Origin of the sequence: Bacillus sp. FS02 (assembly GCF_024398395.1) — a bacterium.
GTDB classification, from domain to species: Bacteria; Bacillota; Bacilli; order Bacillales; family Bacillaceae; genus Bacillus; species Bacillus altitudinis.
Genome location: NZ_CP074101.1, coordinates 3,414,053 through 3,433,252, shown reverse-complemented (window position 1 = coordinate 3,433,252; position 19,200 = coordinate 3,414,053). Strand labels below are relative to the sequence as shown.

Annotated in this window: 26 protein-coding genes; 2 read left to right on the top strand and 24 right to left on the bottom strand. The window is 41.9% G+C overall.

All coding sequences use genetic code 11. The annotated features are described in order from the left end of the window. Nucleotides 1-13: 13 nt before the first annotated feature. The 21 genes from KFQ09_RS17670 to KFQ09_RS17570 form a co-directional block, all read right to left on the bottom strand. A complete protein-coding gene (locus KFQ09_RS17670; RefSeq protein WP_253207799.1) occupies nucleotides 14-910 on the bottom strand; it encodes a polyprenyl synthetase family protein in 897 nt (298 codons plus the stop codon). Further along, on the bottom strand, nucleotides 894-1,154 hold the full coding sequence (locus KFQ09_RS17665) for an exodeoxyribonuclease VII small subunit (RefSeq protein ID WP_003215880.1): 261 nt from the start codon (nucleotides 1,152-1,154) through the stop codon (nucleotides 894-896). The genes KFQ09_RS17670 and KFQ09_RS17665 overlap by 17 nt, the downstream gene beginning before the upstream one ends. Further along, nucleotides 1,138-2,496 carry an exodeoxyribonuclease VII large subunit gene (gene xseA / locus KFQ09_RS17660; RefSeq protein ID WP_046343949.1) on the bottom strand — a complete coding sequence of 453 codons (1,359 nt, stop codon included), beginning with the start codon at nucleotides 2,494-2,496 and terminating at the stop codon, nucleotides 1,138-1,140. Before xseA ends, KFQ09_RS17665 begins: the two co-directional genes overlap by 17 nt. Nucleotides 2,497-2,566: 70 nt before the next feature. Next, complete coding sequence (folD, locus tag KFQ09_RS17655) at nucleotides 2,567-3,418, bottom strand: bifunctional methylenetetrahydrofolate dehydrogenase/methenyltetrahydrofolate cyclohydrolase FolD (RefSeq protein WP_007501171.1); 852 nt, start codon at nucleotides 3,416-3,418, stop codon at nucleotides 2,567-2,569. A gap of 14 nt (nucleotides 3,419-3,432) precedes the next feature. Further along, nucleotides 3,433-3,825: a transcription antitermination factor NusB gene (gene nusB, locus KFQ09_RS17650; RefSeq protein WP_008342218.1), complete on the bottom strand. Its 393-nt coding sequence runs from the start codon at nucleotides 3,823-3,825 to the stop codon at nucleotides 3,433-3,435. 209 nt (nucleotides 3,826-4,034) lie between these two features. Then, nucleotides 4,035-4,442, bottom strand: coding sequence for an Asp23/Gls24 family envelope stress response protein (locus KFQ09_RS17645; protein WP_017357965.1), 408 nt, complete (start codon nucleotides 4,440-4,442; stop codon nucleotides 4,035-4,037). 25 nt (nucleotides 4,443-4,467) lie between these two features. Next, nucleotides 4,468-5,817: an acetyl-CoA carboxylase biotin carboxylase subunit gene (accC, locus tag KFQ09_RS17640; protein WP_008342217.1), complete on the bottom strand. Its 1,350-nt coding sequence runs from the start codon at nucleotides 5,815-5,817 to the stop codon at nucleotides 4,468-4,470. A gap of 11 nt (nucleotides 5,818-5,828) precedes the next feature. After that, on the bottom strand, nucleotides 5,829-6,311 hold the full coding sequence (accB, locus tag KFQ09_RS17635) for an acetyl-CoA carboxylase biotin carboxyl carrier protein (RefSeq protein WP_008342216.1): 483 nt from the start codon (nucleotides 6,309-6,311) through the stop codon (nucleotides 5,829-5,831). A gap of 194 nt (nucleotides 6,312-6,505) precedes the next feature. Continuing rightward, nucleotides 6,506-7,138, bottom strand: coding sequence for a SpoIIIAH-like family protein (locus KFQ09_RS17630; protein WP_024718861.1), 633 nt, complete (start codon nucleotides 7,136-7,138; stop codon nucleotides 6,506-6,508). Then, nucleotides 7,138-7,773, bottom strand: a complete 636-nt coding sequence (gene spoIIIAG / locus KFQ09_RS17625) for a stage III sporulation protein AG (protein ID WP_370539206.1) — start codon at nucleotides 7,771-7,773, stop codon at nucleotides 7,138-7,140. The genes KFQ09_RS17630 and spoIIIAG overlap by 1 nt, the downstream gene beginning before the upstream one ends. Before the next feature lie 28 nt (nucleotides 7,774-7,801). Then, on the bottom strand, nucleotides 7,802-8,434 hold the full coding sequence (gene spoIIIAF, locus KFQ09_RS17620; RefSeq protein WP_007501185.1) for a stage III sporulation protein AF: 633 nt from the start codon (nucleotides 8,432-8,434) through the stop codon (nucleotides 7,802-7,804). A 14-nt stretch (nucleotides 8,435-8,448) separates the two neighbouring features. Further along, the gene (gene spoIIIAE / locus KFQ09_RS17615) at nucleotides 8,449-9,642 is read right to left on the bottom strand and encodes a stage III sporulation protein AE (RefSeq protein WP_017357967.1); all 1,194 of its coding nucleotides are present in this window, start codon (nucleotides 9,640-9,642) and stop codon (nucleotides 8,449-8,451) included. Between the two features lie 19 nt (nucleotides 9,643-9,661). Next, nucleotides 9,662-10,075 (bottom strand): stage III sporulation protein AD, encoded by a 414-nt coding sequence (gene spoIIIAD / locus KFQ09_RS17610; RefSeq protein WP_087978339.1) that lies wholly within the window; start codon nucleotides 10,073-10,075, stop codon nucleotides 9,662-9,664. After that, on the bottom strand, nucleotides 10,072-10,278 hold the full coding sequence (spoIIIAC, locus tag KFQ09_RS17605; RefSeq protein WP_003153142.1) for a stage III sporulation protein AC: 207 nt from the start codon (nucleotides 10,276-10,278) through the stop codon (nucleotides 10,072-10,074). The genes spoIIIAD and spoIIIAC overlap by 4 nt, the downstream gene beginning before the upstream one ends. 19 nt (nucleotides 10,279-10,297) lie before the next feature. After that, nucleotides 10,298-10,813 (bottom strand): stage III sporulation protein SpoIIIAB, encoded by a 516-nt coding sequence (gene spoIIIAB / locus KFQ09_RS17600; protein ID WP_007501189.1) that lies wholly within the window; start codon nucleotides 10,811-10,813, stop codon nucleotides 10,298-10,300. Next, on the bottom strand, nucleotides 10,807-11,730 hold the full coding sequence (gene spoIIIAA, locus KFQ09_RS17595) for a stage III sporulation protein AA (protein ID WP_035390790.1): 924 nt from the start codon (nucleotides 11,728-11,730) through the stop codon (nucleotides 10,807-10,809). The genes spoIIIAB and spoIIIAA overlap by 7 nt, the downstream gene beginning before the upstream one ends. 66 nt (nucleotides 11,731-11,796) lie before the next feature. Next, a complete protein-coding gene (locus KFQ09_RS17590) occupies nucleotides 11,797-12,078 on the bottom strand; it encodes a YqhV family protein (protein ID WP_017367580.1) in 282 nt (93 codons plus the stop codon). A gap of 171 nt (nucleotides 12,079-12,249) precedes the next feature. Next, nucleotides 12,250-12,807, bottom strand: a complete 558-nt coding sequence (gene efp, locus KFQ09_RS17585) for an elongation factor P (protein WP_007501192.1) — start codon at nucleotides 12,805-12,807, stop codon at nucleotides 12,250-12,252. Between the two features lie 25 nt (nucleotides 12,808-12,832). After that, complete coding sequence (locus tag KFQ09_RS17580; RefSeq protein ID WP_007501193.1) at nucleotides 12,833-13,894, bottom strand: M24 family metallopeptidase; 1,062 nt, start codon at nucleotides 13,892-13,894, stop codon at nucleotides 12,833-12,835. Continuing rightward, a complete protein-coding gene (aroQ, locus tag KFQ09_RS17575) occupies nucleotides 13,891-14,334 on the bottom strand; it encodes a type II 3-dehydroquinate dehydratase (RefSeq protein WP_007501195.1) in 444 nt (147 codons plus the stop codon). The genes KFQ09_RS17580 and aroQ overlap by 4 nt, the downstream gene beginning before the upstream one ends. A 109-nt stretch (nucleotides 14,335-14,443) precedes the next feature. Continuing rightward, nucleotides 14,444-14,971 carry a YqhR family membrane protein gene (locus KFQ09_RS17570; protein ID WP_035702799.1) on the bottom strand — a complete coding sequence of 176 codons (528 nt, stop codon included), beginning with the start codon at nucleotides 14,969-14,971 and terminating at the stop codon, nucleotides 14,444-14,446. Between the two features lie 221 nt (nucleotides 14,972-15,192). On the opposite strand from KFQ09_RS17570, the gene KFQ09_RS17565 reads away from it, so the two are divergent. After that, nucleotides 15,193-16,149 carry a DUF1385 domain-containing protein gene (locus KFQ09_RS17565; RefSeq protein ID WP_255835850.1) on the top strand — a complete coding sequence of 319 codons (957 nt, stop codon included), beginning with the start codon at nucleotides 15,193-15,195 and terminating at the stop codon, nucleotides 16,147-16,149. Nucleotides 16,150-16,187: 38 nt separating this feature from the next. Then, entirely contained in the window at nucleotides 16,188-16,583 is a 396-nt protein-coding gene (locus KFQ09_RS17560) for an SA1362 family protein (RefSeq protein ID WP_024422959.1), read from the top strand. Here KFQ09_RS17560 and KFQ09_RS17555 read toward each other — a convergent pair. The 3 genes from KFQ09_RS17555 to KFQ09_RS17545 form a co-directional block, all read right to left on the bottom strand. Further along, on the bottom strand, nucleotides 16,580-17,455 hold the full coding sequence (locus tag KFQ09_RS17555) for a patatin-like phospholipase family protein (RefSeq protein ID WP_255835849.1): 876 nt from the start codon (nucleotides 17,453-17,455) through the stop codon (nucleotides 16,580-16,582). The two genes, KFQ09_RS17560 and KFQ09_RS17555, sit on opposite strands and share 4 nt — an antisense overlap. Nucleotides 17,456-17,761: 306 nt before the next feature. Then, the gene (gene mntR, locus KFQ09_RS17550; protein WP_003215946.1) at nucleotides 17,762-18,196 is read right to left on the bottom strand and encodes a transcriptional regulator MntR; all 435 of its coding nucleotides are present in this window, start codon (nucleotides 18,194-18,196) and stop codon (nucleotides 17,762-17,764) included. 85 nt (nucleotides 18,197-18,281) lie between these two features. Further along, entirely contained in the window at nucleotides 18,282-19,118 is an 837-nt protein-coding gene (locus KFQ09_RS17545) for a lipoate--protein ligase family protein (RefSeq protein ID WP_017357972.1), read from the bottom strand. Between the last annotated feature and the right edge of the window lie 82 nt (nucleotides 19,119-19,200).

Here is a 19,200-nt window from a genome sequence, read left to right as displayed (position 1 = left end):
ATCTAGGCTGTTTTTAGTGATCTCGTGAGGCAATCAGATCGCATAAATCATGCAGCAAGTTTTGCTCCAACTCAAGATTTGAGACAATTTCTTTCGCACGAGTGATATGTTCATCCAGCTTTTCTTTTGCTCCTGAAAGCGTTAATAAAGAAGGATATGTCGACTTTTCATTTGCTGTATCGGAGCCAATCCGCTTTCCTATTTTCTCTTCGCTGCCTTCAAGATCTAAAATATCATCACGGATTTGAAAAGCAATGCCAATATGATAGCTGAATTCTCTCAGCTTTTCGATCTCATCATCAGGTGCACCTGCCAGTATCGCACCAGCAACCACACTAAAGGTGAGTAGCTTTCCTGTTTTGCGGGCATGAATCGATTCTAATTCAGAAAGAGGGATTTGTTTCTGTTCTGCTTCCATATCATCAAATTGCCCGCCAACCATTCCGAGTGCACCTGCTGATGTAACAAGTTCATCGATGATTCGAAGCTTTTGATCAGCAGGTACATCGTCAGATAATTGCGATGTGATCAGACGGAAGCTTTCAGTGAGCAGCGCATCACCTGCAAGAACGGCAGTTGCCTCGCCGTATACTTTATGGTTGGTCGGCTTTCCTCTGCGCAGATCATCATCGTCCATACAAGGAAGATCATCATGTATCAACGAATACGTATGAATCATTTCCACTGCACAGCCTACTGGTATACCGTCTTCTTCCTTTTTCCCATACGCATTTAAAAGAGCAAGAACAAGCACAGGACGCAGTCTTTTTCCGCCAGCCTTCAGAGAATAAAGCATAGAAGATTTCAGCTCTTCTGGAATAGACAATTCCTGCACATATGTAAATAAATAATCTTCAATTGCTTGTTTTCGTGTTGTTAAAAATTCGTTTAAGTTACTTGTCACCAGCATCTGCCTCCTTCACAGAAAAAGGAGCCAGTTCACCGTCCTCTTTCAAAATGAAATCCATTTGCTTTTCAACATGCTGTAATTTTTCATGGCAAAGTTTTGAGAGTGTCATACCCTCTTGGAAATAGTGGATGGCTTGTTCAAGCGGTACATCGCCTTCTTCGAGCTTTCCCACAATCTCTTCAAGTCCTTTCATGGCCTCTTCAAATGTCATTTGTTCTTCTTTTTGTTTATTTGATTCTGTCATGATGATTGCCCTCCTTCTCAATAACCTCACAAATCAGACGTCCATCCTTCATTGTAATCGTCAGTTGATCCTTCGTTTCTACTTGATTCACACTTTTAATGAGCTCATCTTCTTTATAGGCTAAACTATAGCCTCTTTCCATGACTTGAAGCGGATTTAATGCATTTAGTTTACCAAGAACCGATTGGAACTGCGAATGAATTGTTTTCATTTGCACATTCATGCTCCGAACGAGCTGTTCTGTTTCATTGGCGTGACGTTTTTTCGCCTGAAGCAGCTGCTCTTTTGGATGAAGCGGCTTCAGTCTATATGTTTGGCGGTCAAGTTGACTGCGTTTTTGTTCCATTTGTCTTGTCAGCTGTTTTTGAAAACGATCAAATACCATATCGAATTGCTGCTCTTTTTGCTCTTGTAATCGTTTTGGAAAACGGAAAGCATAGGAGGATTGAAGTGCCACAAGACGGTCTTTTGCTTGTGACGTTCGATTTTTTACCGCTCTTGTTAACCGAATGTCGATTGATTTGATTCGTTCGATTAAGTCGGAAGTGCTTGGAACAGCTAGTTCTGCTGCTCCTGTTGGTGTGGGTGCTCTCATGTCTGCAGTGAAATCACTAATGGTAAAGTCTGTTTCGTGCCCAACCGCAGAAATGATTGGAATGTCTGATGCGAAGATCGCTCTTGCGACTGCTTCTTCATTAAAGGCCCAAAGTTCTTCAATCGATCCTCCGCCTCTCCCGACAATCAAGACATCACAAAGCTGTTTTTCATTGGCTTCTTTAATCCGTTCCACAATCGAACGCGGAGCATTTTCTCCTTGGACTAATGCCGGAAGCACAATGATCTTGGCCTGCTGATAGCGCCGATTGATCGTGGTAATGACATCTCGAACAGCTGCTCCTGTTGGGGATGTAATAACACCAACAACCTCTGGAAATTCAGGAATTGTTTTTTTATAGCGCTCATCAAATAAGCCTTCACTTGCTAGTTTCTTCTTCAGCTCTTCATAGGCAAGATGAAGAGCACCAACACCATCAGGCTGCATTTCTTTTGCATATAATTGATAGCTTCCGCTCGGTTCGTAGACTTGAATTCCGCCTCGTACGAACACTTTCATCCCGCTCTTTGGTGAAAAAGGCAGCTTGGACGCGGAGCGCTGGAACATGACGGCTTGCATACGTGCATTTTCGTCCTTTAAGGTGAAATAAACATGCCCTCTTGAATGAATCTTCACATTTGATAACTCACCTTTGATCCAAATATCTTCTAAATGAGGGTCAACATCAAATTTTCTTTTTATGTATTTTGTAAGGGCTGTGACCGTCACAAAGGCTTTTTCACTCATGACGTATTCCTCCTCTTCAAAAACGCACATTCATCCACCGGCAGCACGCAGGTGGATGAATGGATCAAGCTTATGATAATGTACGTTTTGCTGATTTAACCGTATTGTGTGCAAGCATCGTAATTGTCATTGGACCCACTCCGCCAGGGACTGGTGTGATGTATGAAGCTTTTTCTTTTGCTGCTTCAAAGTCAACGTCCCCTACAAGTTTCCCTGTTTCTAGACGATTGACTCCTACATCAATGACAATAGCGCCTTCTTTAATTTGGTCAGCTTTAATAAAGTTTGCTCGACCGACGGCAACAACTAAAATGTCCGCTTTTAACGTATGTTCTGAAATGTTCGCCGTTCTTGAATGACAGTAGGTGACGGTTGCATTTTCGTTTAATAGCAATTGTCCAACTGGTTTGCCGACGATATTGCTTCGTCCTACAACGACCACTTCTTTGCCAGAGAGATCCACACCTGTTTTGTTCAATAATTCAACAATACCTGCTGGTGTGCAAGGGAGGAATGTGTCTTCTCCAAGTAGCATTTTCCCGATATTTAGCGGATGAAAACCATCTACGTCTTTCTCTGGTGAAATTCGTTCAATGACGGCTTTTTCAGAAATATGTTTTGGCAGTGGAAGCTGAACAAGAATTCCGTGGAATTGATCATTTGCATTGTACTGATCAATCATCTTTAGCAATTCCTCTTCTGTTAAAGAAGCATCTAAATGATCAAGCTGGAAATGCATGCCCATGGCTTCTGCTGCTTTTTTCTTCCCGCGTACGTAAGAAAGTGAAGCCGGATCATCACCGATTAGAATAACGGCAAGACCAGGTGTGACTCCTTTTTGTTTTAGCTCTTCTACTTCTTTTGCTAATTGTTCACGCTTTTCTTTTGCTGTTTCTTTCCCATCGATGATTGTTGCTGTCATGTCGAATCCTCCTATTACTGCTTTAGGTCGTTTTTAATGTTTGAAAGTACACCATTTACAAATTTCGGCGCCTTATCGTCACCGAACAATTTAGCAAGTTCAATGGCTTCATTCATTGAAACACTCACCGGGATATCTTCTTGATATACCATTTCGTACACAGACAGCCTTAAAATGGCTCTGTCTACGTTCGCAATACGATCAAGTTTCCAATTCACAAGATGCTGTGAAATCATGTCATCGAGTTTGTCCTTTTGTTCGAGCACACCGAAAACCAGTTCCTCGAAAAAAGGATCTGATTCTTGTTCATCCAGCGCATGTGTAATGGCCTCTTTCGGATCAATATTGCTGACATCAATTTGAAATAATGTTTGTAGCGCCTTTTCTCTTGCAGTTCTTCTTTTCATTATTTACTCCTTTAACCACTTTATCCGCTTGTCGTTAAGCCATACAGAGATCATAACATATTTTGACCGCAGTCGCACCAAGATCCATGCGAGCTGTGACGAAAAACGAATCACTCCATGCGTGACGTAATCATCATGTGGAATTTTCCCAAAAATGGGCTTTAAAAAACCAAAGAGGCAATGCCTCCTTGGTTTCACTTCAACCATTTTTACATTTCTTGATCAACTTCAGCTTCAGCTGTTTTTGTATCAAATTGAATGCCGACGACATGAATGTTGATTTCATTAATCGTTAAGGCCGTCATGTTTAAAAGGGTTTGACGGATATTTTCTTGAACAGCAGTGGATACCTTTGGAATGGATAGGCCAAATTCAACCACACAATACACATCAATTGTGATGCCTTCATCAGAGACATCTACTTTCACACCTTTACGGTGATTTTTCTTCCCAAAGCGTTCTGCCACATCAGCAGCGAAGTTGCCGCGCATTTCCGCAATTCCTTCGACCTCTGATGCAGCGATCCCAGCAATGACTTCAATCACTTCTGGCGCAATTTGCACTTTTCCCAATTGATCTTCATCAAGGTTCATTTCAAGCAAATTGTTTTCTGACACGATCATTCACCTCCGAAAGCTGTTATTATTTCATAATTTGATACGTTTCTAAAAACTTCGTATTAAAATTACCGCTCACAAATGTTTCGTGCTCTAGTAATCTGAGGTGGAATGGAATCGTTGTGTAGACTCCTTCAATGACGAATTCTTGAAGCGCACGTTTCATTCTTGCTATTGCTTCTTCTCTCGTTTTACCATATGTGATCACTTTCGCAATCATACTATCGTAATATGGCGGAATCACATAACCAGGATAAGCGGCAGAATCAATACGTACTCCTAAACCGCCTGGCGGAAGGTACATTTTAATTTCACCAGCAGAAGGCATGAAGTTTTTCTCAGGGTTCTCTGCGTTAATACGACATTCAATCGCCCAGCCTTCGTATACGACATCCTCTTGCGTAAGGGAAAGCTTTTCACCTGAAGCTACTTTGATCTGTTCTTTGATCAAATCAACACCAGTGACCATTTCCGTTACAGGATGCTCTACTTGGATACGTGTATTCATTTCCATGAAGTAAAACTTCTCTTCATTATAATCGTAAATGAATTCAACCGTTCCGGCACCTGTGTATTCAACAGCTTCGGCTGCTTTTACGGCAGCTTCACCCATTTGCTCACGAATATCTGCATTTAGTGCAGGTGATGGCGTTTCTTCCAGAAGCTTTTGCATTCTTCTTTGGATAGAACAATCACGTTCACCTAAGTGAATGGTATTCCCATGCTGATCAGCAAGGACTTGAATTTCAACGTGTCTAAAGTCTTCAATGAATTTCTCCAAATAGACACCTGGGTTCCCGAAGTTTTGTGCTGCTTCCTGCTGCGTGATGGTGACACCGTTAATGAGCTCTTCTTCTGTGCGAGCCACACGGATACCTTTACCACCGCCCCCTGCAGTTGCTTTAATAATGACAGGATACCCAATACCAGCTGCTGTTGAAACAGCATCATCAAGATCTTTTACAATTCCTTGAGAACCAGGGACAATTGGAACACCAGCTTGCTTCATTGTTTCTCTTGCCACATCTTTCGTTCCCATTTTGGAAATTGCTGACGCAGTTGGTCCAACAAAGATGACATTACATTCCTCGCAAAGCTCTGCAAAGTCTGCATTTTCAGCAAGGAAACCATATCCTGGATGGATGGCATCTGTACCTGTTAGTTTTGCCACACTGACAATATTTGTTACATTTAAATAACTATCTTTTGAAGCAGTCGGTCCGATGCAATATGCTTCATCAGCCATTTGAACATGCAGCGCATCACGATCCGCTTCAGAAAATACCGCAACTGTTTCAATTCCAAGCTCTTTACAAGCACGGATGATTCTAACTGCGATTTCTCCTCTGTTTGCAATTAATAGCTTTTTAATCATGATCGTACTCCTTACTCTGCTTTCACTAGAAAGAGGGGTTGTCCGAATTCTACAAGCTGACCGTTTTCAGCTAATACTTCGACGATTTCGCCTTTTACTTCTGCTTCGATTTCATTAAACAGTTTCATCGCTTCAACGATACATACAACTGAGTTTTCCTTCACTTTAGAACCTGTTGTCACATATGGATCTGCTTCTGGTGAAGAAGAAGCGTAAAATGTGCCAACCATTGGGGATGTGATTTTATGCAGGTTTTCAGACGCGGCTTTCTCTTGTGCAGGGGCTTCGGTCTGAGCTGGAGCTTGTGCTTTAGGAGCTTGTTGAGCTGGAGCTGCTTGGACAGGAGCCACTGGTGCTTGTGCCGCAACTTGCTGAACGACTTCTTTATTTTTCTTTAACTTGATTTTTGCACCTTCGTTTTCGTACGTAAATTCATCAATTGTTGATTCGTCAATTAATTTAATTAGTTCATGAATCTCTTCAATTTTTAACATGGATTTGCACCCCTATGTATGGATTTATCTTTTTTTATAGGCTAGTACTAAAAGTACATACTATAACCATCTTACAGGAGGATTTCGTTGAATTCAACTATTAATGTGATGAGACACCTCGCACAAGCACCTGAAAAAGGGCGTCAACCCGCATGAAAAAACGCCCTTTTCAGAAAAGGGCGCTTGTGCATTTTTTATTGATTCGATGGCTCAAAAGTGACGGCTACGTTATCAAGCCCTCTCATTTCTTTTGTGACCAAATCAATAATATCTGCTGCTTGGGACTTTGATTTTTTATCAGAACGAACCGTGATGTTCACTTTATCTCCTTCTGCACTGACGAGCGCATCTTTATATCCTTTTGTTTTGATTAATGTCTCCAGCTGACGCTCTGTTCCTTCTGCCTCACTAAGTGCTGTCATTTGATCATAAGCTTCACTTTTCTCTTGCGCTGTTGCATCATCGCTAGACACGATTTCGTTATACTCTTCACGCTGCTTGCTGCGCTTATCTTCCAGTTCAAGTCTGTAGGTTGTGAAAAGTTCATCGTCGGTCTGCTCTGAAACAGCCTTTCCTTCTTCTCCACTTGTTTCAACATCTTCTTGTTTCGCATTGGTTTCTTTGTCAGTTGATTTCTCTTCTGCGTTCTTTTCGGTTCCTTTGTCAGTCCCTTTTTCTGGCTCAGCCTTTTTCTCTTCCATTCCTTTTGATTTTGTATCTTCTACTGTCACAGCATTCTCACCTTGTGGAGACATGATATAGTACACACTTAATACGACAACTAAACTTAGCATCGTTAATAGCCAAACCGTTTGTTTTTTTAACATCATTCCGAATCCTCCTTGATTTTTTTAGGGGCAACAGCCACTCTATGGCTCGGTACATCAAGCACTCGTGTAACCGCTTCAATGATGGTTTTCTTTATTTGAACGTTGTCTACTCCTTGAGCAACAACGAGGACACCTCGAATGTCTGGCTTTTTCGTTTGGACAACAACAGGTGTTTCTTCATTGCCATTTTTAATAATGACAATCTCTTCTTCTTTTGTTTGATCCGTGACACTTCGCACGCCGCCTTCTTTGTCTGTTTCCTCGGTCGTAGTGCTTTTATTGGATTTGTTTTTTTCAAACACTTTTAAAGAAGTTGCGTCTACATTTACCACAATGGATACATCCTCAACACCAATGATCGTTTCTAAAATCTCTTTTAGCTGATTTTCGTATTCTTGTTCAACATCCTCTATCGAGTTGTTTGACTTACCTGAAGAGGATGGTTTGAACACCGCCTGCTCTTCTGAGGATGTTTTTTTAGACGCAGGAACAGCAGCCTCTTGTTTGCTTGATGGCGGTGACAGAATCTGACTGACTAACATGAATGACACGCCGATGATGAAGACAAGCAGTAAGTAATGGTGCTTCGTTAATTTTGGTTTCCCTTCACCTTTTTCAGGTGCTTGGAACATTGATTTCAGTTTTTGTCTCCAGTCTTTGTTATTCATGATCTGCTGCGTCACCTCCCTCAATGTTCAGCGCAATGTGTTCAGGCCGTGTATTCCATACATCTGCAAGCGTCTCTTTCACCCTCGCCATCTCTTTTGCTGACGCCCCGGCGCTTTCCTCCTTTTGCCTGGAGAGATCAATGTCGACCTTTGCCACCGTTTCTACAGCATCACCTGTGAGCGGGACAAGGACTGCTTTGATGCGAAATTGATCTGCCTCCATATTCTGATCAAGGTGCTCCTCATCTGCCAACACTTCTACGTGTTTCATTTCATAGCTCTCCTTCTCCAGTGGCTCCTTTGCGCTTTTTTCTAGTTGGACAGCCATTTGCTTTAAAATATATGCACGCTGTGAAGCTTGTATTTCTTTTTTTTCTAAATTCATCTGATTTTTTATTTCTTCTGATTGCGCTTGGTCCTTCCCTTTCATGATTTCTGAGAAAATTTGGTCAGGATCTGCCCGGAATAACGCAAAGATCGGATTGAGCATCACCACAATTAACAGTAAGCTGACGACCATTTTTGCATACTTCTGCATGCTTGAATTGGGAAGCAAAAGATCAATCACAATCGCAAATAAAATAAATAGAATAATACTTGTGATCCATTCTGTGAGAAAACTCAAATGGTGTCCCCTCCTTACTTCATCATCATGGTGAGGTTGCCAGCTGTGATGATAACGGTAATGCTTAAAAAGAACATAAGCGATACAACAGCTAATGCAGCAAATATATAAAGAACACTTTTTGAAATGACATCAAGGCAGCTAATAATCGGCCCGCCCCCTAAAGGCTGAAGAATCGCAGCGGCCAATTTATAAATCAGAGCGAGCGACAGCACTTTAATCGCTGGGAAAGCCGCAATTGAAATCAAAATGGCGACGCCTACAAGGCCAACCGTATTTTTCAGCAGCACAGAGGCGCTGATAACGGTATCTGTCGCATCAGTAAACATTCTGCCAAGGACAGGGATGAAATTTCCGGTAATAAACTTGGCTGTGCGAAGAGCGATGCCATCCGTGATAGCAGCAGATGCCCCCTGTACAGAAATGACGCCGAGGAATACAGTTAAAAAAACAGCGAGCCCGCCAATGGCGACATTTCTTAACAGCTGGGCAAGCTGGGTCACTTTGTATTGTTCGGTCAGCGTACTGACAATGCTCAATATCGCTGATAAAAAAATAAGCGGAAGAACGACATATTGAATAAAAACACCGCTCGTGTTCATTAAAAACAAAATCACAGGATGAAAGAATCCGGCTGAGACAAGCCCGCCTGATGAGGCAATAAGTGCTAATAAAAGAGGAATAAGAGCAAGAATAAAACTAGTCATCGTTTGAATGGCTTCTGTTGCATAAGAGATCGCAACATGAAAACTGTTTAATGCAATAATGATAAGCACCATATAAACAAGAGCGTATGCAACTTTACTAACAGTGCTTTGCTCAAACGCATTTTGCAAAAGCTGCAAAAGCGAACAAAAGATGGTGAGTAATATAAGTGTACCTAAGAGCTTTCCATTGGCAATCAGCTCATGAAACAGATAATGAACAAAAGCCTTCAGCCACGTTTGGGGAGACAGCTCTTTATCGCCATCGATCATTTCCTTCACTGTACCTTTTTGGCTTTCAGGCAGAAAGCCGCCATACTCGTCCAATATCGTTTCCCAAAAGTCACTGATAGAATGAAGCTCTAAGGCATCAGCCTGTCCACCCGCAACTTCTTCTGCGACCGGTTCTTCACTTGATAAAGGCACACTTTCTTCTGCACCTGCATACGGAACAATCATCCAAAAGAACATCATAAACCCTAGCACAGCTGTCACCCGTTTCATCATCATCACCTCTTTTCCATCAAGTCATGGACGGGATCATACCTAGGATCGTCTCAATGATGACCGTTAAAATCGGTACCGCCATGACCAAAATAAGAATTTTGCCGCCAAGCTCTATTTTTGAAGCGATGGCGCCTTGTCCCGCATCCTTTGTGAGCTGGGCACCAAATTCTGCAATATAGGCAATGCCAATGATTTTCAAAATGGTTTCAACGTATTTCATATTGACGCCTGCACTTGCTGCAATTTTTTCAATCATGGAGATAATGGCATAGATTTGATCGATTAAATAAAGGAAAATGACACACCCAGTAAACACAACAAGCATAAAGGCGAAGGTTGGCTTTTGTTCTTTGACGATTAATGCTAGAAAAGTAGCGATTAAACCAAGTCCAACAATTTGAATAATTTCGATTTGTAAGCCCTCCCCTATCCTTGAAATAGAAATACGGCTTTAATCTTCTTAAACAAATCATCCACAATGGTAGCAACCATAAATAAAATGTAGATAAATCCAAGCAGTGTCACCCACTGTGCGTACTCTTTTTTCCCCATTTGATCTAAAATCGTATGGAGAAAAGCCACGACGATACCCACTCCCGCAATTTGGAAAATGACGTTTACATCAACGCCCATGCTCTCGACTCCCTTCCTCTCACATCAATAACAGAATCAGTAGTAAACCACTTAGAAAACCAAGACTTCTCACCATTTTTTCATTTTTTGCTTGGGCAACTTCAGCTTCTTTTTCCTCTGATTCCAAATGGCCTAAAGCTAGCTTGATATATTTTTGCTGAGCCGTCACATCATGCTGACCAAGGGTTTCTCCAAAGTGCTTCAGCGCCTCATATTCGCCTTTTTTTAATACGGTTTTTTTCCATACATCCTCTAGACTTTCATTCCATGCATGCCTCGCAGAAAAGGTTCCAACGTTGAGTTTTTCTGCAAATTGTTCAAATAGCCGATTCACAGGCGGTCCTACTTGGGACGCAATTTGGTCAGCGGCTCTAGCTAAAGGTGTTTGACCATACATAATTTCAGCTTCAAGAGATTGGAGTGCAAACCGGAGCTGGCGGATTTGCTTTGGCCGATCACTGTACCGCTTCGCAAACTCGAATCCTCCCCATGTCGTAGCCGCAACAATGAAAATAGCACCAATAAGCTTTAACATACGTCCACTCCCCGCCTCCTCTTCAGCTCTTGTCCCTCTTGGTCAAATATCCGTCCGATTGTGCCAGGCCCTTTTTCTCTATTTAATTCCACATATCGATCAAACACACGAAGCTGCCATAACGGTTCAAATGATGGCCGTTTAGATAAGTCTTCAAGAGAATACCCATGAGCTGAGACGATAATGGTGACTCCAGCATGGATTGCTTCTAGCAGTGCCTGTACATCTTCACTTTTTCCGATTTCATCGACAATGATGACTTCTGGGCTCATGGACCTGATCATCATCATTAACCCTTCAGCCTTTGGGCACGCATCAAGTACATCAATCCGGTGTCCAAAAGAATGCTGCGGCACTCCTCTTATACAACCTGCGATTTCAGATCGTTCATCTACAATCCCTGTTTTTCTAGGAGAAATGGTTGTTGTTCCTGTACTGACAAGACGTGCTAGATCACGCAGCAATGTCGTTTTCCCGGTTTGCGGCGGACCTATAATCAGTGTGTTACACCAATGTTTTTCATATAAATAAGGGAGAAACGGCAGAGCAATTCCGATCTTCTCTTTTGCGATGCGAATATTAAATGAAGAAATATCTCTTAAGCCTTTGACGAATCCATTTTCGACGATGACCTTTCCAGCAAGCCCAACCCGATGTCCGCCAGATATGGTGATATAGCCCTGTTTTAACTCTTCCTCAAGTGTGTACATGCTGTAATTACTGAGCCTGCCTAATAGCTGAGCCGCCTCTTCACCTGTTGTATGATAGGAAAGAAAGCGTGGTTTTCCACCTTGCATCAGCTCAATCGGGCGATCGGTGCGAATGCGGATTTCTTCTATTTGCGCCCACTCTGCTTCTTTTAACATGCTGAGTTCTTGTCCAATTGAGTGCGGGAGAATATCCAACAAACTCCGCAACGAATTCCCCTCCTTTTTTTCTTCTCTAAAATGTATGATGTATGCCGTTAATTATGCCAAGCCATTTCACTTATAAATTCCAACAAGAATAAATACGACACCAATGAAAATAAACACAAGCTTCGCATAGGATAACTGCCCTGCAATTTGATAGATTCCAATCGTCATCGTGATAATAAAAATGAGCGGCCCGATGATCGCTAATATACTATTGATGACAACCGCTTTACGCACATCATTAGTCACTAAAATGAGGATGGCGGCCGTCAGTTCAATCGCGGCAGATAAAAACCTCATCCCTGCCATGGCAGCAACTGATGGGTGTATACCCGGGAGAAATTGTTTCATATAGAACCTCCAGCTTTTTTTACACTATATGCTTCACTAGCTAGAAGTAGTCTTGTTTTTCAAAAGGAAGAGAGATGGATGAGAGAATAGAGTAAGGGGTGTCATAACGAGGCGTCCTATTTTTCAAATAAAAAAAGACTGTAAACACGAGGTTTACAGTCTCTCTGTTCATTACGCTCTTGAAACGTATGAACCGTCAGATGTATTGATCACTAGTTTATCACCTTGGTTCACAAAGAAAGGAACGTTCACGATTAAACCAGTTTCTGTTTTTGCAGGTTTTGATCCACCTGATGTCGTATCACCTTTAATACCAGGCTCTGTTTCTACTACTTCTAGTTCTACAGTGTTTGGAAGTTCTACTCCAAGTGTTTCATCACCGTACATGACGATTTGAACCGACATATTTTCAAGCAAATATTTCAGCTCATCTTTGATTTGCGCTTCGCTTAGTTCAAGTTGTTCGTATGAACTTGTATCCATGAATACATGCTGATCGCCATTTGCATATAAATATTGCATTGTTTTTGTTTCAATTTGCGCTTTCGCTACTTTTTCACCTGCACGGAATGTTTTCTCTTGAATCGCACCTGTACGCAGGTTACGCAGTTTCGAACGGACAAACGCTGCGCCTTTTCCTGGTTTTACGTGTTGGAAATCCACTACACGCCAAATACCGCCGTCCACTTCAATTGTCAGGCCTGTACGAAAATCGTTTACTGAAATCATTTTGTCATCCTCCTACATTTCACCATCATAATATGATAAGTTCTTTCGGTGAGTGGGTCAATCGTTTATTGCCGTCAGCTGTCAGGACAATATCATCCTCAATTCTCACGCCGCCGACATCCGGCAAGTAAATGCCTGGTTCAACTGTCACAACCATTCCCTCTTCTAACACGACATCTGAGCGCGAGGAAAGGCCAGGTGCTTCATGTACTTCCATACCAAGACCATGTCCAGTCGAATGCCCGAAGTATTGACCGTAGCCATACTTTTCAATGATGTCTCGTGTGATGCGATCAGCTTCTTTTCCTGTTAAGCCTGGCTTGATTTTATCCACACCAGCGTTTTCTGCTTCTAATACGATATGATAAATTTCCTTTAATTTGTCGCTTGGTGTTCCTACAGCAATGGTTCTTGTCATGTCTGAACAATAGCCTTTATAATAGGCACCGAAATCCAGTGTCACCAAGTCGCCAGATTCAATCACCTTTTCGCTCGCTCTCCCGTGTGGCAGGCTTGAACGAACGCCAGAGGCAACAATCATATCGAATGAAGATCCTTCTGCCCCTTCTTTTCTCATGAAAAATTCAAGCTCGTTCATGACCGCAATTTCTGTCAGGCCCGGCTTGATGTACGTGAGAATATGATCAAAGGCATGATCTGCAATCTTCGCAGCTTCCTCTAATATCTTAATCTCTTCATTAGACTTAATCAAGCGCAACTTTTCAACTGATTCTGAGACTGGAACAAGCTCGATACCGCTTGCTTTCCCCGAGTACTGCTGGTAGGTGGCAAATGTCATATGGTTTTGTTCAAAACCAAGACGTTTCACCCCAAATTCGTTTGCCGTTTGGACAGCAGTTTCCACAATGTTTCCTTTATGTTCAATGATGTCATAGCCCTTTACTTGATCCTTTGCTTGCTCCGTGTAACGAAAATCCGTAATAAAGGCGGCTCGATCCTTTGAAACGATGGCAAGACCGGCTGATCCAGTAAAACTCGTCATATAATGTAAATTAAAGCTGCTCGTAATCACTAAACCATCTATGTCTAATTCGGCTAAAAGTTTTCTTAGTTTTTCAAGTTTCATGATACTGCTCCCCCTTCACTGACTAAATAACGAATCGCCAATTTATATCCTTCTAAACCAAGTCCAACGATTTGACCTTGACATACTGGAGCAAGAACCGAATGATGGCGGAATTCCTCTCTCTTATGAACATTTGTGATATGTACTTCGATGACAGGTAACGTAATACTTGCAATGGCATCTCTCAGTGCATAGCTATAGTGGGTAAAAGCACCCGGGTTAAACACGACGCCATCGTACTGATCTTCTGCTTCATGGAGCGCATCGACCAAATCTCCCTCGTGATTCGATTGAAAGAACGTCAATTGAATATTTGCTCTTTCTGCAAACTGAAACAAATCCGTTTCTAAATCTGTTAATGTTTTACTTCCATAAACTCCTGGCTCTCTCTTGCCGAGCCTATTTAAGTTGGGCCCATTCAGCACTAGAAAATGAGGCATATGACCACTCCTTCACCCTAATTCACTCTATATCGATGTCTGTTTCTTTTTCCTTAGAAACCTTTCGTTTCCAAAAATAATTTTATCATATGAAAGGTGGATTTACACTTTATTCTGTCTTTTTCCCGAGTGCTCTTGCAAGCTTCTGACTCGTTAATTCATTGTATTCAAATGAAATACTGTATCCGACAAACATGCCATATAAAATATATAGGCAAAATGTCGTCACAATGGTGCTTTGCTGCAAATCTTGCACTTGCTTCACATCGGGGAATATAGGATTAAATACATAAAAAACAAGCAGCCACAAAACCCCTCCATAAATCAGTCCCATCCAAAAACCTTTTATCCGTTTGAGCAGTCCATAATAAATAAAGGCTGCCCCAATAGATAAAATCCCTAAAAGAACAATACTCATAAATGTACCAAGTCCGCCTTTTTTCCATTCACCAAGCACAAATGGCTGCAACAGCATATTTGGACTCACCTCTGAAAAATGAAACATATGGGTCAGAAATCCGATAAAGCCCCAAAAAACTCCGCCGACAAAACCTGTGGCTGCTGCCCTTGCCACCATTGAAGACATTTGTACTGATTGATTTTTTTCTTCTTGGTTTTTCTTTTCATCACGTTTCATATGAACACCTCCAGCAAGTAGTATGTCCAAAATGTCATGAAAAAAAAGGATTTCCGTGCGAGAGTGTAAAATTTTTATAACAGGGTATACTGGCTAAAAAGAGGTAGATAGAATTCTAGTAGATAATCGACCTGTGAGCTAGTGATTTCCCCTCTTTTCCTGTACAATAAAGGTATAAGGAAATGCATGTAAATTACAGGAAACAGGCAGGTTGATGAAATATGTCCAATCAAACAAAACCTCCAGCATATGGAGGGCAGGCAGTTGTGGAAGGTGTGATGTTCGGAGGTAAAAAGAACTATGTGACAGCGATCCGGCGTAAGGATCAGACCATTGAGTTTTTAAAGCTTCCCCGGACCTCCAATAAACGAACCGCCTTTCTTAAGAAAATCCCTTTTGTCAGGGGTGTTGCTGCACTTGTTGAAGCAAGCGCAAACGGCAGTAAGCACTTAAACTTCTCCAGCGAGCGCTATGACTTAGATCCTTCTGAAGATCATTCTCTTGAAAAAGAACAAAAAAGCTCGAAATTATCAATGATCTTTGGCATTGCTGTGATCGGAGTTCTCTCTCTTCTTTTTAGTAAATTTGTCTTTACTTTAGTGCCTGTCTTTTTAGCCGAACTTGTGCGTCCGGTGTTTTCTGGAAACTTCGCACAAATTGCAGTGGAAACATTCTTTAAATTGATCCTGTTATTAGGCTATATTTACTTTATTTCCATGACCCCTTTAATTAAAAGGGTATTTCAATATCATGGGGCAGAACATAAAGTCATAAACTGCTATGAACAGAATCTTGACATCACAGTGGAAAATGTTCAAAGCCAATCTCGCCTGCATTATCGATGCGGCAGCAGCTTTATTTTATTCACTGTCATTGTCGGCATGTTCGTCTATTTACTCGTACCGACAGATCCTTTATGGGTGAGAGTTCTGAATCGCTTGGCGCTTATTCCGGTTGTTCTGGGCATTTCATTTGAAGTGCTTCAGCTCACAAACAAACTCCGTGACGTGCCAGTGCTTAAAGTGCTTGGCTATCCTGGCCTTTGGCTGCAATTGCTCACAACAAAAGAACCCTCTGATGATCAAGTCGAGGTAGCCATTGCAAGTTTTAATGAACTTCTTCGTTTAGAGGAAGCATCTGCGAAACAAGCATCAGATTCTGCTCATCAAGTGATCTAGTTTATAAATCCGGTAAATTCTTTCGGAGGTGGACAGTTATGAATCGCCGAGTACATCCTGCTTTTACCATTATTTTCGCTTTAGGTGTTTTGGGATTTGTGTATTTACTCACAACGAATCCAGGCAGACTCTTTACGATGCTGCTATCAGTTGTGATCATTGGAGCGGTTCTATTTTTCTTATTTAGATGGCTGATGAATCGAAGAACTGGAACAGAAGGAAATCTTTATCGTAAAGCAGTCAAACAATCAAAACGTCGCTACCAGCAGCCTAAACCAAAAACGAAAAGCCAGATGAAAAACCGGGTCACTCATTTGCGAAGCGTGCCGACTGACCACAAGTCTAAGCCCGTCCTTCTCAAAAAGAAAAGCCAAACACATTTGACAGTCATTGAAGGCAAGAAAAACAAAAAGAAAAATCGCGCCTTATTTTAAAATGTCCAGCTCTTTAAAAATTGCTCGGCCTTCTGTCTGCCTAGATCGACGAGCGCCTTTTTCTTTTCTGTCATCAGCTGAAAATCAGTGGCAATGATGTGTTCTACAGGAATAAAAATAATATGACGTTCGTGTTTTGTGGCAATATGTCTTTCGTCATGAGCACCACGCATCGTTTCAAATAGAGCGCCAAACAGTTCAAACGCATTGCGGATGGAATGTTGAGGGCGTTCTTTTTCGTTTGGGGTTAATGTGACACCGACAAACGGTCTTTTTTTCTCTTCAGCAAAAAGCCAAATCGGAAAGTTGCTGAGCACGCCGCCATCCACTATGGTACAAATTCCTTTTGAAGACCTCAGTTTGACAGGTTCGAAAAAATACGGCAAACTGCAGCTCATCCGAATGGCTCTGGCGACAGAAAACCGCTCTGGATTTAACCCATAGGAAGGAAGGTCATCTGGAAGGACAAGGATTTTGCCATTTGTTAAATCAGAAGCAACGATTTTGAGCGTATCTTTTTTCAGATCTCCGAATACGGTGACGCCTTTTCGTTTTAACACGTCTGTCAGCCATTTTTCTAGACGGTCACCTTTGTAAAGGCCAAGACGCCAATAAATAGACACCCACCTGAGCATTTTAAACGGGATGAATTGACACCTTCGGTCAAGCAATTGATGCTCATCCATTTCGTCTAACAGCTCCCGAATCTCCTGACTCGTAAAACCCGCTGCGATGAGTGAAGCAATGATTGCTCCCGCACTCGTTCCAGCGAGACGGACAAATTGAAATCCTCTTGCTTCAAGCGCTTCATAGGCGCCTGCAAGTGCTGCACCTTTAATGCCTCCACCTGAGAACACACCATCTATCTTCATCAAGGAGCCCCCTTTTCTGTCACACTATTAATAGTGTAGGAGCATTTGCCTTTCATTAGAACTATATTCAAAAAGGACACCCATGCTAAGGGTGTCCTTTCAGCGTGTAGACAAACCCTCGCATTCGGTGTCAGTCCTGCGCTCCGGTGCTTACGAATGTCAAATTCGCTCCGCTCCGATGCTCGTCCTTCCTAGACTGCAAAGGTTTTCTTTCACGCTGAAAAGAAGACAAAGAGCTAAAATAAAGTACATTTTACCCCTTTGTCAACAATTTAAAAGGACACCCTTCGACAGGTGTCCTTTTTCTTAAGATTCTTGATTTGTTTGTTCGTTTTTCTTTTGAATCGCTTTCAGCTGAACGGATCGCTCATCGTTTTCTTCAAAGAATTGGACAAGGTCGCCGATGCGGTCAATGCTGTTCCAGCTGAGATGATGCTCAATACCTTCTACATCATCATAAATTTTCTCTTCATCTACACCAATGATTCTTAAAAATTGCTCTAGCAGTTCATGTCTGTATACGAGACGTTTTCCAATTTTTTTGCCTTTCGGGGTTAAAATTAGACCACGATATTTCTCATAAATGAGGTATTCATCTTTATCTAGCTTCTGAACCATTTTTGTTACAGAGGAGGGATGGACAGCGAGGGCTTCTGCAATATCAGATACTCTTGCATATCCTTTTTCTTCTATCAGCATATAAATTTGTTCAATATAATCTTCCATACTAGGTGTAGTCATAAAACCCCTCCAAAATGCACCTTTACTTAATAATCATAACAATTCTACACCATCGCCCATTAAAAAACAAGAAGAGTCCTTCGTCTTAACGCTTGTAATTCCAATCATCTGTGGCGTATTTCGTTTTGGCGAGGTGATGAACAAATGCCAACTCTTCATCTGTCAGCTCATAAGGCACAAGCTCGATATTTAATCCTTTTTCAAACCCTCGTTTAAATGCAACACGCGCATCGTCTATCGTACATGTTCGATCTGAAATTTCATTGATCGCCACCGCTTTGTTTTTAAAGCTGCGCTGCATCCGCTCTCTCACCCGGTCATTTGGATACAGAAATAAATCAAACAATTTATCCTCATCAAGATCAATTAAAATCGAGCCATGCTGGAGGATCACACCTTTTTGCCTTGTTTGCGCACTGCCTGCTACTTTTCTGCCTTCTACAACAAGCTCGTACCATGAAGGCGCATCAAAACATACAGACGATCTTGGATTTTTTAAGCTTTCTTTTTCTTTTTCTGTACGAGGAATGGCAAAATACGCATCGAGTCCCAGTTCTTTAAAGCCCTCTAAAATCCCTTCTGAAATGACGCGGTATGCCTCTGTCACCGTCGCCGGCATCTCTGGGTGCTCTTCTGACACGATGACACTGTAGGTCAATTCCTGATCATGAAGAACGCCGCGGCCTCCTGTAGGCCTGCGAACAAATCCAAGACCATAGCGCTCAACCGCTTCCATGTTGATTTCTTTTTCAACATGTTGAAAATATCCAACAGATAATGTCGCTGGATTCCAACCATAAAAACGGATCACAGGCGGGATCAGCTTCTCGCTATGCCAATAAAGCAAGGCTTCGTCCATTGCCATGTTAAAGGCAGGGTCTTGGTTTCCTGTATCAATGAAACACCATTTCTCTTTTTGCATATAAAATCCCTTCTCTTTTACGTAGTCAATGTTAGATAATGGTGGTGACCACCGATTTTCTCTCTTCATCAGTCTATCAAAT

What these genes read in the sequence shown, in the direction of transcription:
- KFQ09_RS17670 (WP_253207799.1), bottom strand. Translation starts at nt 910, where the DNA reads ATGCTGGTGACAAGTAACTTAAACGAATTTTTAACAACACGAAAACAA.
- KFQ09_RS17665 (WP_003215880.1), bottom strand. Translation starts at nt 1,154, where the DNA reads ATGACAGAATCAAATAAACAAAAAGAAGAACAAATGACATTTGAAGAG.
- xseA (WP_046343949.1), bottom strand. Translation starts at nt 2,496, where the DNA reads ATGAGTGAAAAAGCCTTTGTGACGGTCACAGCCCTTACAAAATACATA.
- folD (WP_007501171.1), bottom strand. Translation starts at nt 3,418, where the DNA reads ATGACAGCAACAATCATCGATGGGAAAGAAACAGCAAAAGAAAAGCGT.
- nusB (WP_008342218.1), bottom strand. Translation starts at nt 3,825, where the DNA reads ATGAAAAGAAGAACTGCAAGAGAAAAGGCGCTACAAACATTATTTCAA.
- accC (WP_008342217.1), bottom strand. Translation starts at nt 5,817, where the DNA reads ATGATTAAAAAGCTATTAATTGCAAACAGAGGAGAAATCGCAGTTAGA.
- accB (WP_008342216.1), bottom strand. Translation starts at nt 6,311, where the DNA reads ATGTTAAAAATTGAAGAGATTCATGAACTAATTAAATTAATTGACGAA.
- KFQ09_RS17630 (WP_024718861.1), bottom strand. Translation starts at nt 7,138, where the DNA reads ATGTTAAAAAAACAAACGGTTTGGCTATTAACGATGCTAAGTTTAGTT.
- spoIIIAG (WP_370539206.1), bottom strand. Translation starts at nt 7,773, where the DNA reads ATGTTCCAAGCACCTGAAAAAGGTGAAGGGAAACCAAAATTAACGAAG.
- spoIIIAE (WP_017357967.1), bottom strand. Translation starts at nt 9,642, where the DNA reads ATGAAACGGGTGACAGCTGTGCTAGGGTTTATGATGTTCTTTTGGATG.
- spoIIIAC (WP_003153142.1), bottom strand. Translation starts at nt 10,278, where the DNA reads ATGGGCGTTGATGTAAACGTCATTTTCCAAATTGCGGGAGTGGGTATC.
- spoIIIAB (WP_007501189.1), bottom strand. Translation starts at nt 10,813, where the DNA reads ATGTTAAAGCTTATTGGTGCTATTTTCATTGTTGCGGCTACGACATGG.
- KFQ09_RS17590 (WP_017367580.1), bottom strand. Translation starts at nt 12,078, where the DNA reads ATGAAACAATTTCTCCCGGGTATACACCCATCAGTTGCTGCCATGGCA.
- efp (WP_007501192.1), bottom strand. Translation starts at nt 12,807, where the DNA reads ATGATTTCAGTAAACGATTTTCGTACAGGCCTGACAATTGAAGTGGAC.
- KFQ09_RS17580 (WP_007501193.1), bottom strand. Translation starts at nt 13,894, where the DNA reads ATGAAACTTGAAAAACTAAGAAAACTTTTAGCCGAATTAGACATAGAT.
- aroQ (WP_007501195.1), bottom strand. Translation starts at nt 14,334, where the DNA reads ATGCCTCATTTTCTAGTGCTGAATGGGCCCAACTTAAATAGGCTCGGC.
- KFQ09_RS17570 (WP_035702799.1), bottom strand. Translation starts at nt 14,971, where the DNA reads ATGAAACGTGATGAAAAGAAAAACCAAGAAGAAAAAAATCAATCAGTA.
- KFQ09_RS17565 (WP_255835850.1), top strand. Translation starts at nt 15,193, where the DNA reads ATGTCCAATCAAACAAAACCTCCAGCATATGGAGGGCAGGCAGTTGTG.
- KFQ09_RS17560 (WP_024422959.1), top strand. Translation starts at nt 16,188, where the DNA reads ATGAATCGCCGAGTACATCCTGCTTTTACCATTATTTTCGCTTTAGGT.
- KFQ09_RS17555 (WP_255835849.1), bottom strand. Translation starts at nt 17,455, where the DNA reads ATGAAGATAGATGGTGTGTTCTCAGGTGGAGGCATTAAAGGTGCAGCA.
- mntR (WP_003215946.1), bottom strand. Translation starts at nt 18,196, where the DNA reads ATGACTACACCTAGTATGGAAGATTATATTGAACAAATTTATATGCTG.
- KFQ09_RS17545 (WP_017357972.1), bottom strand. Translation starts at nt 19,118, where the DNA reads ATGCAAAAAGAGAAATGGTGTTTCATTGATACAGGAAACCAAGACCCT.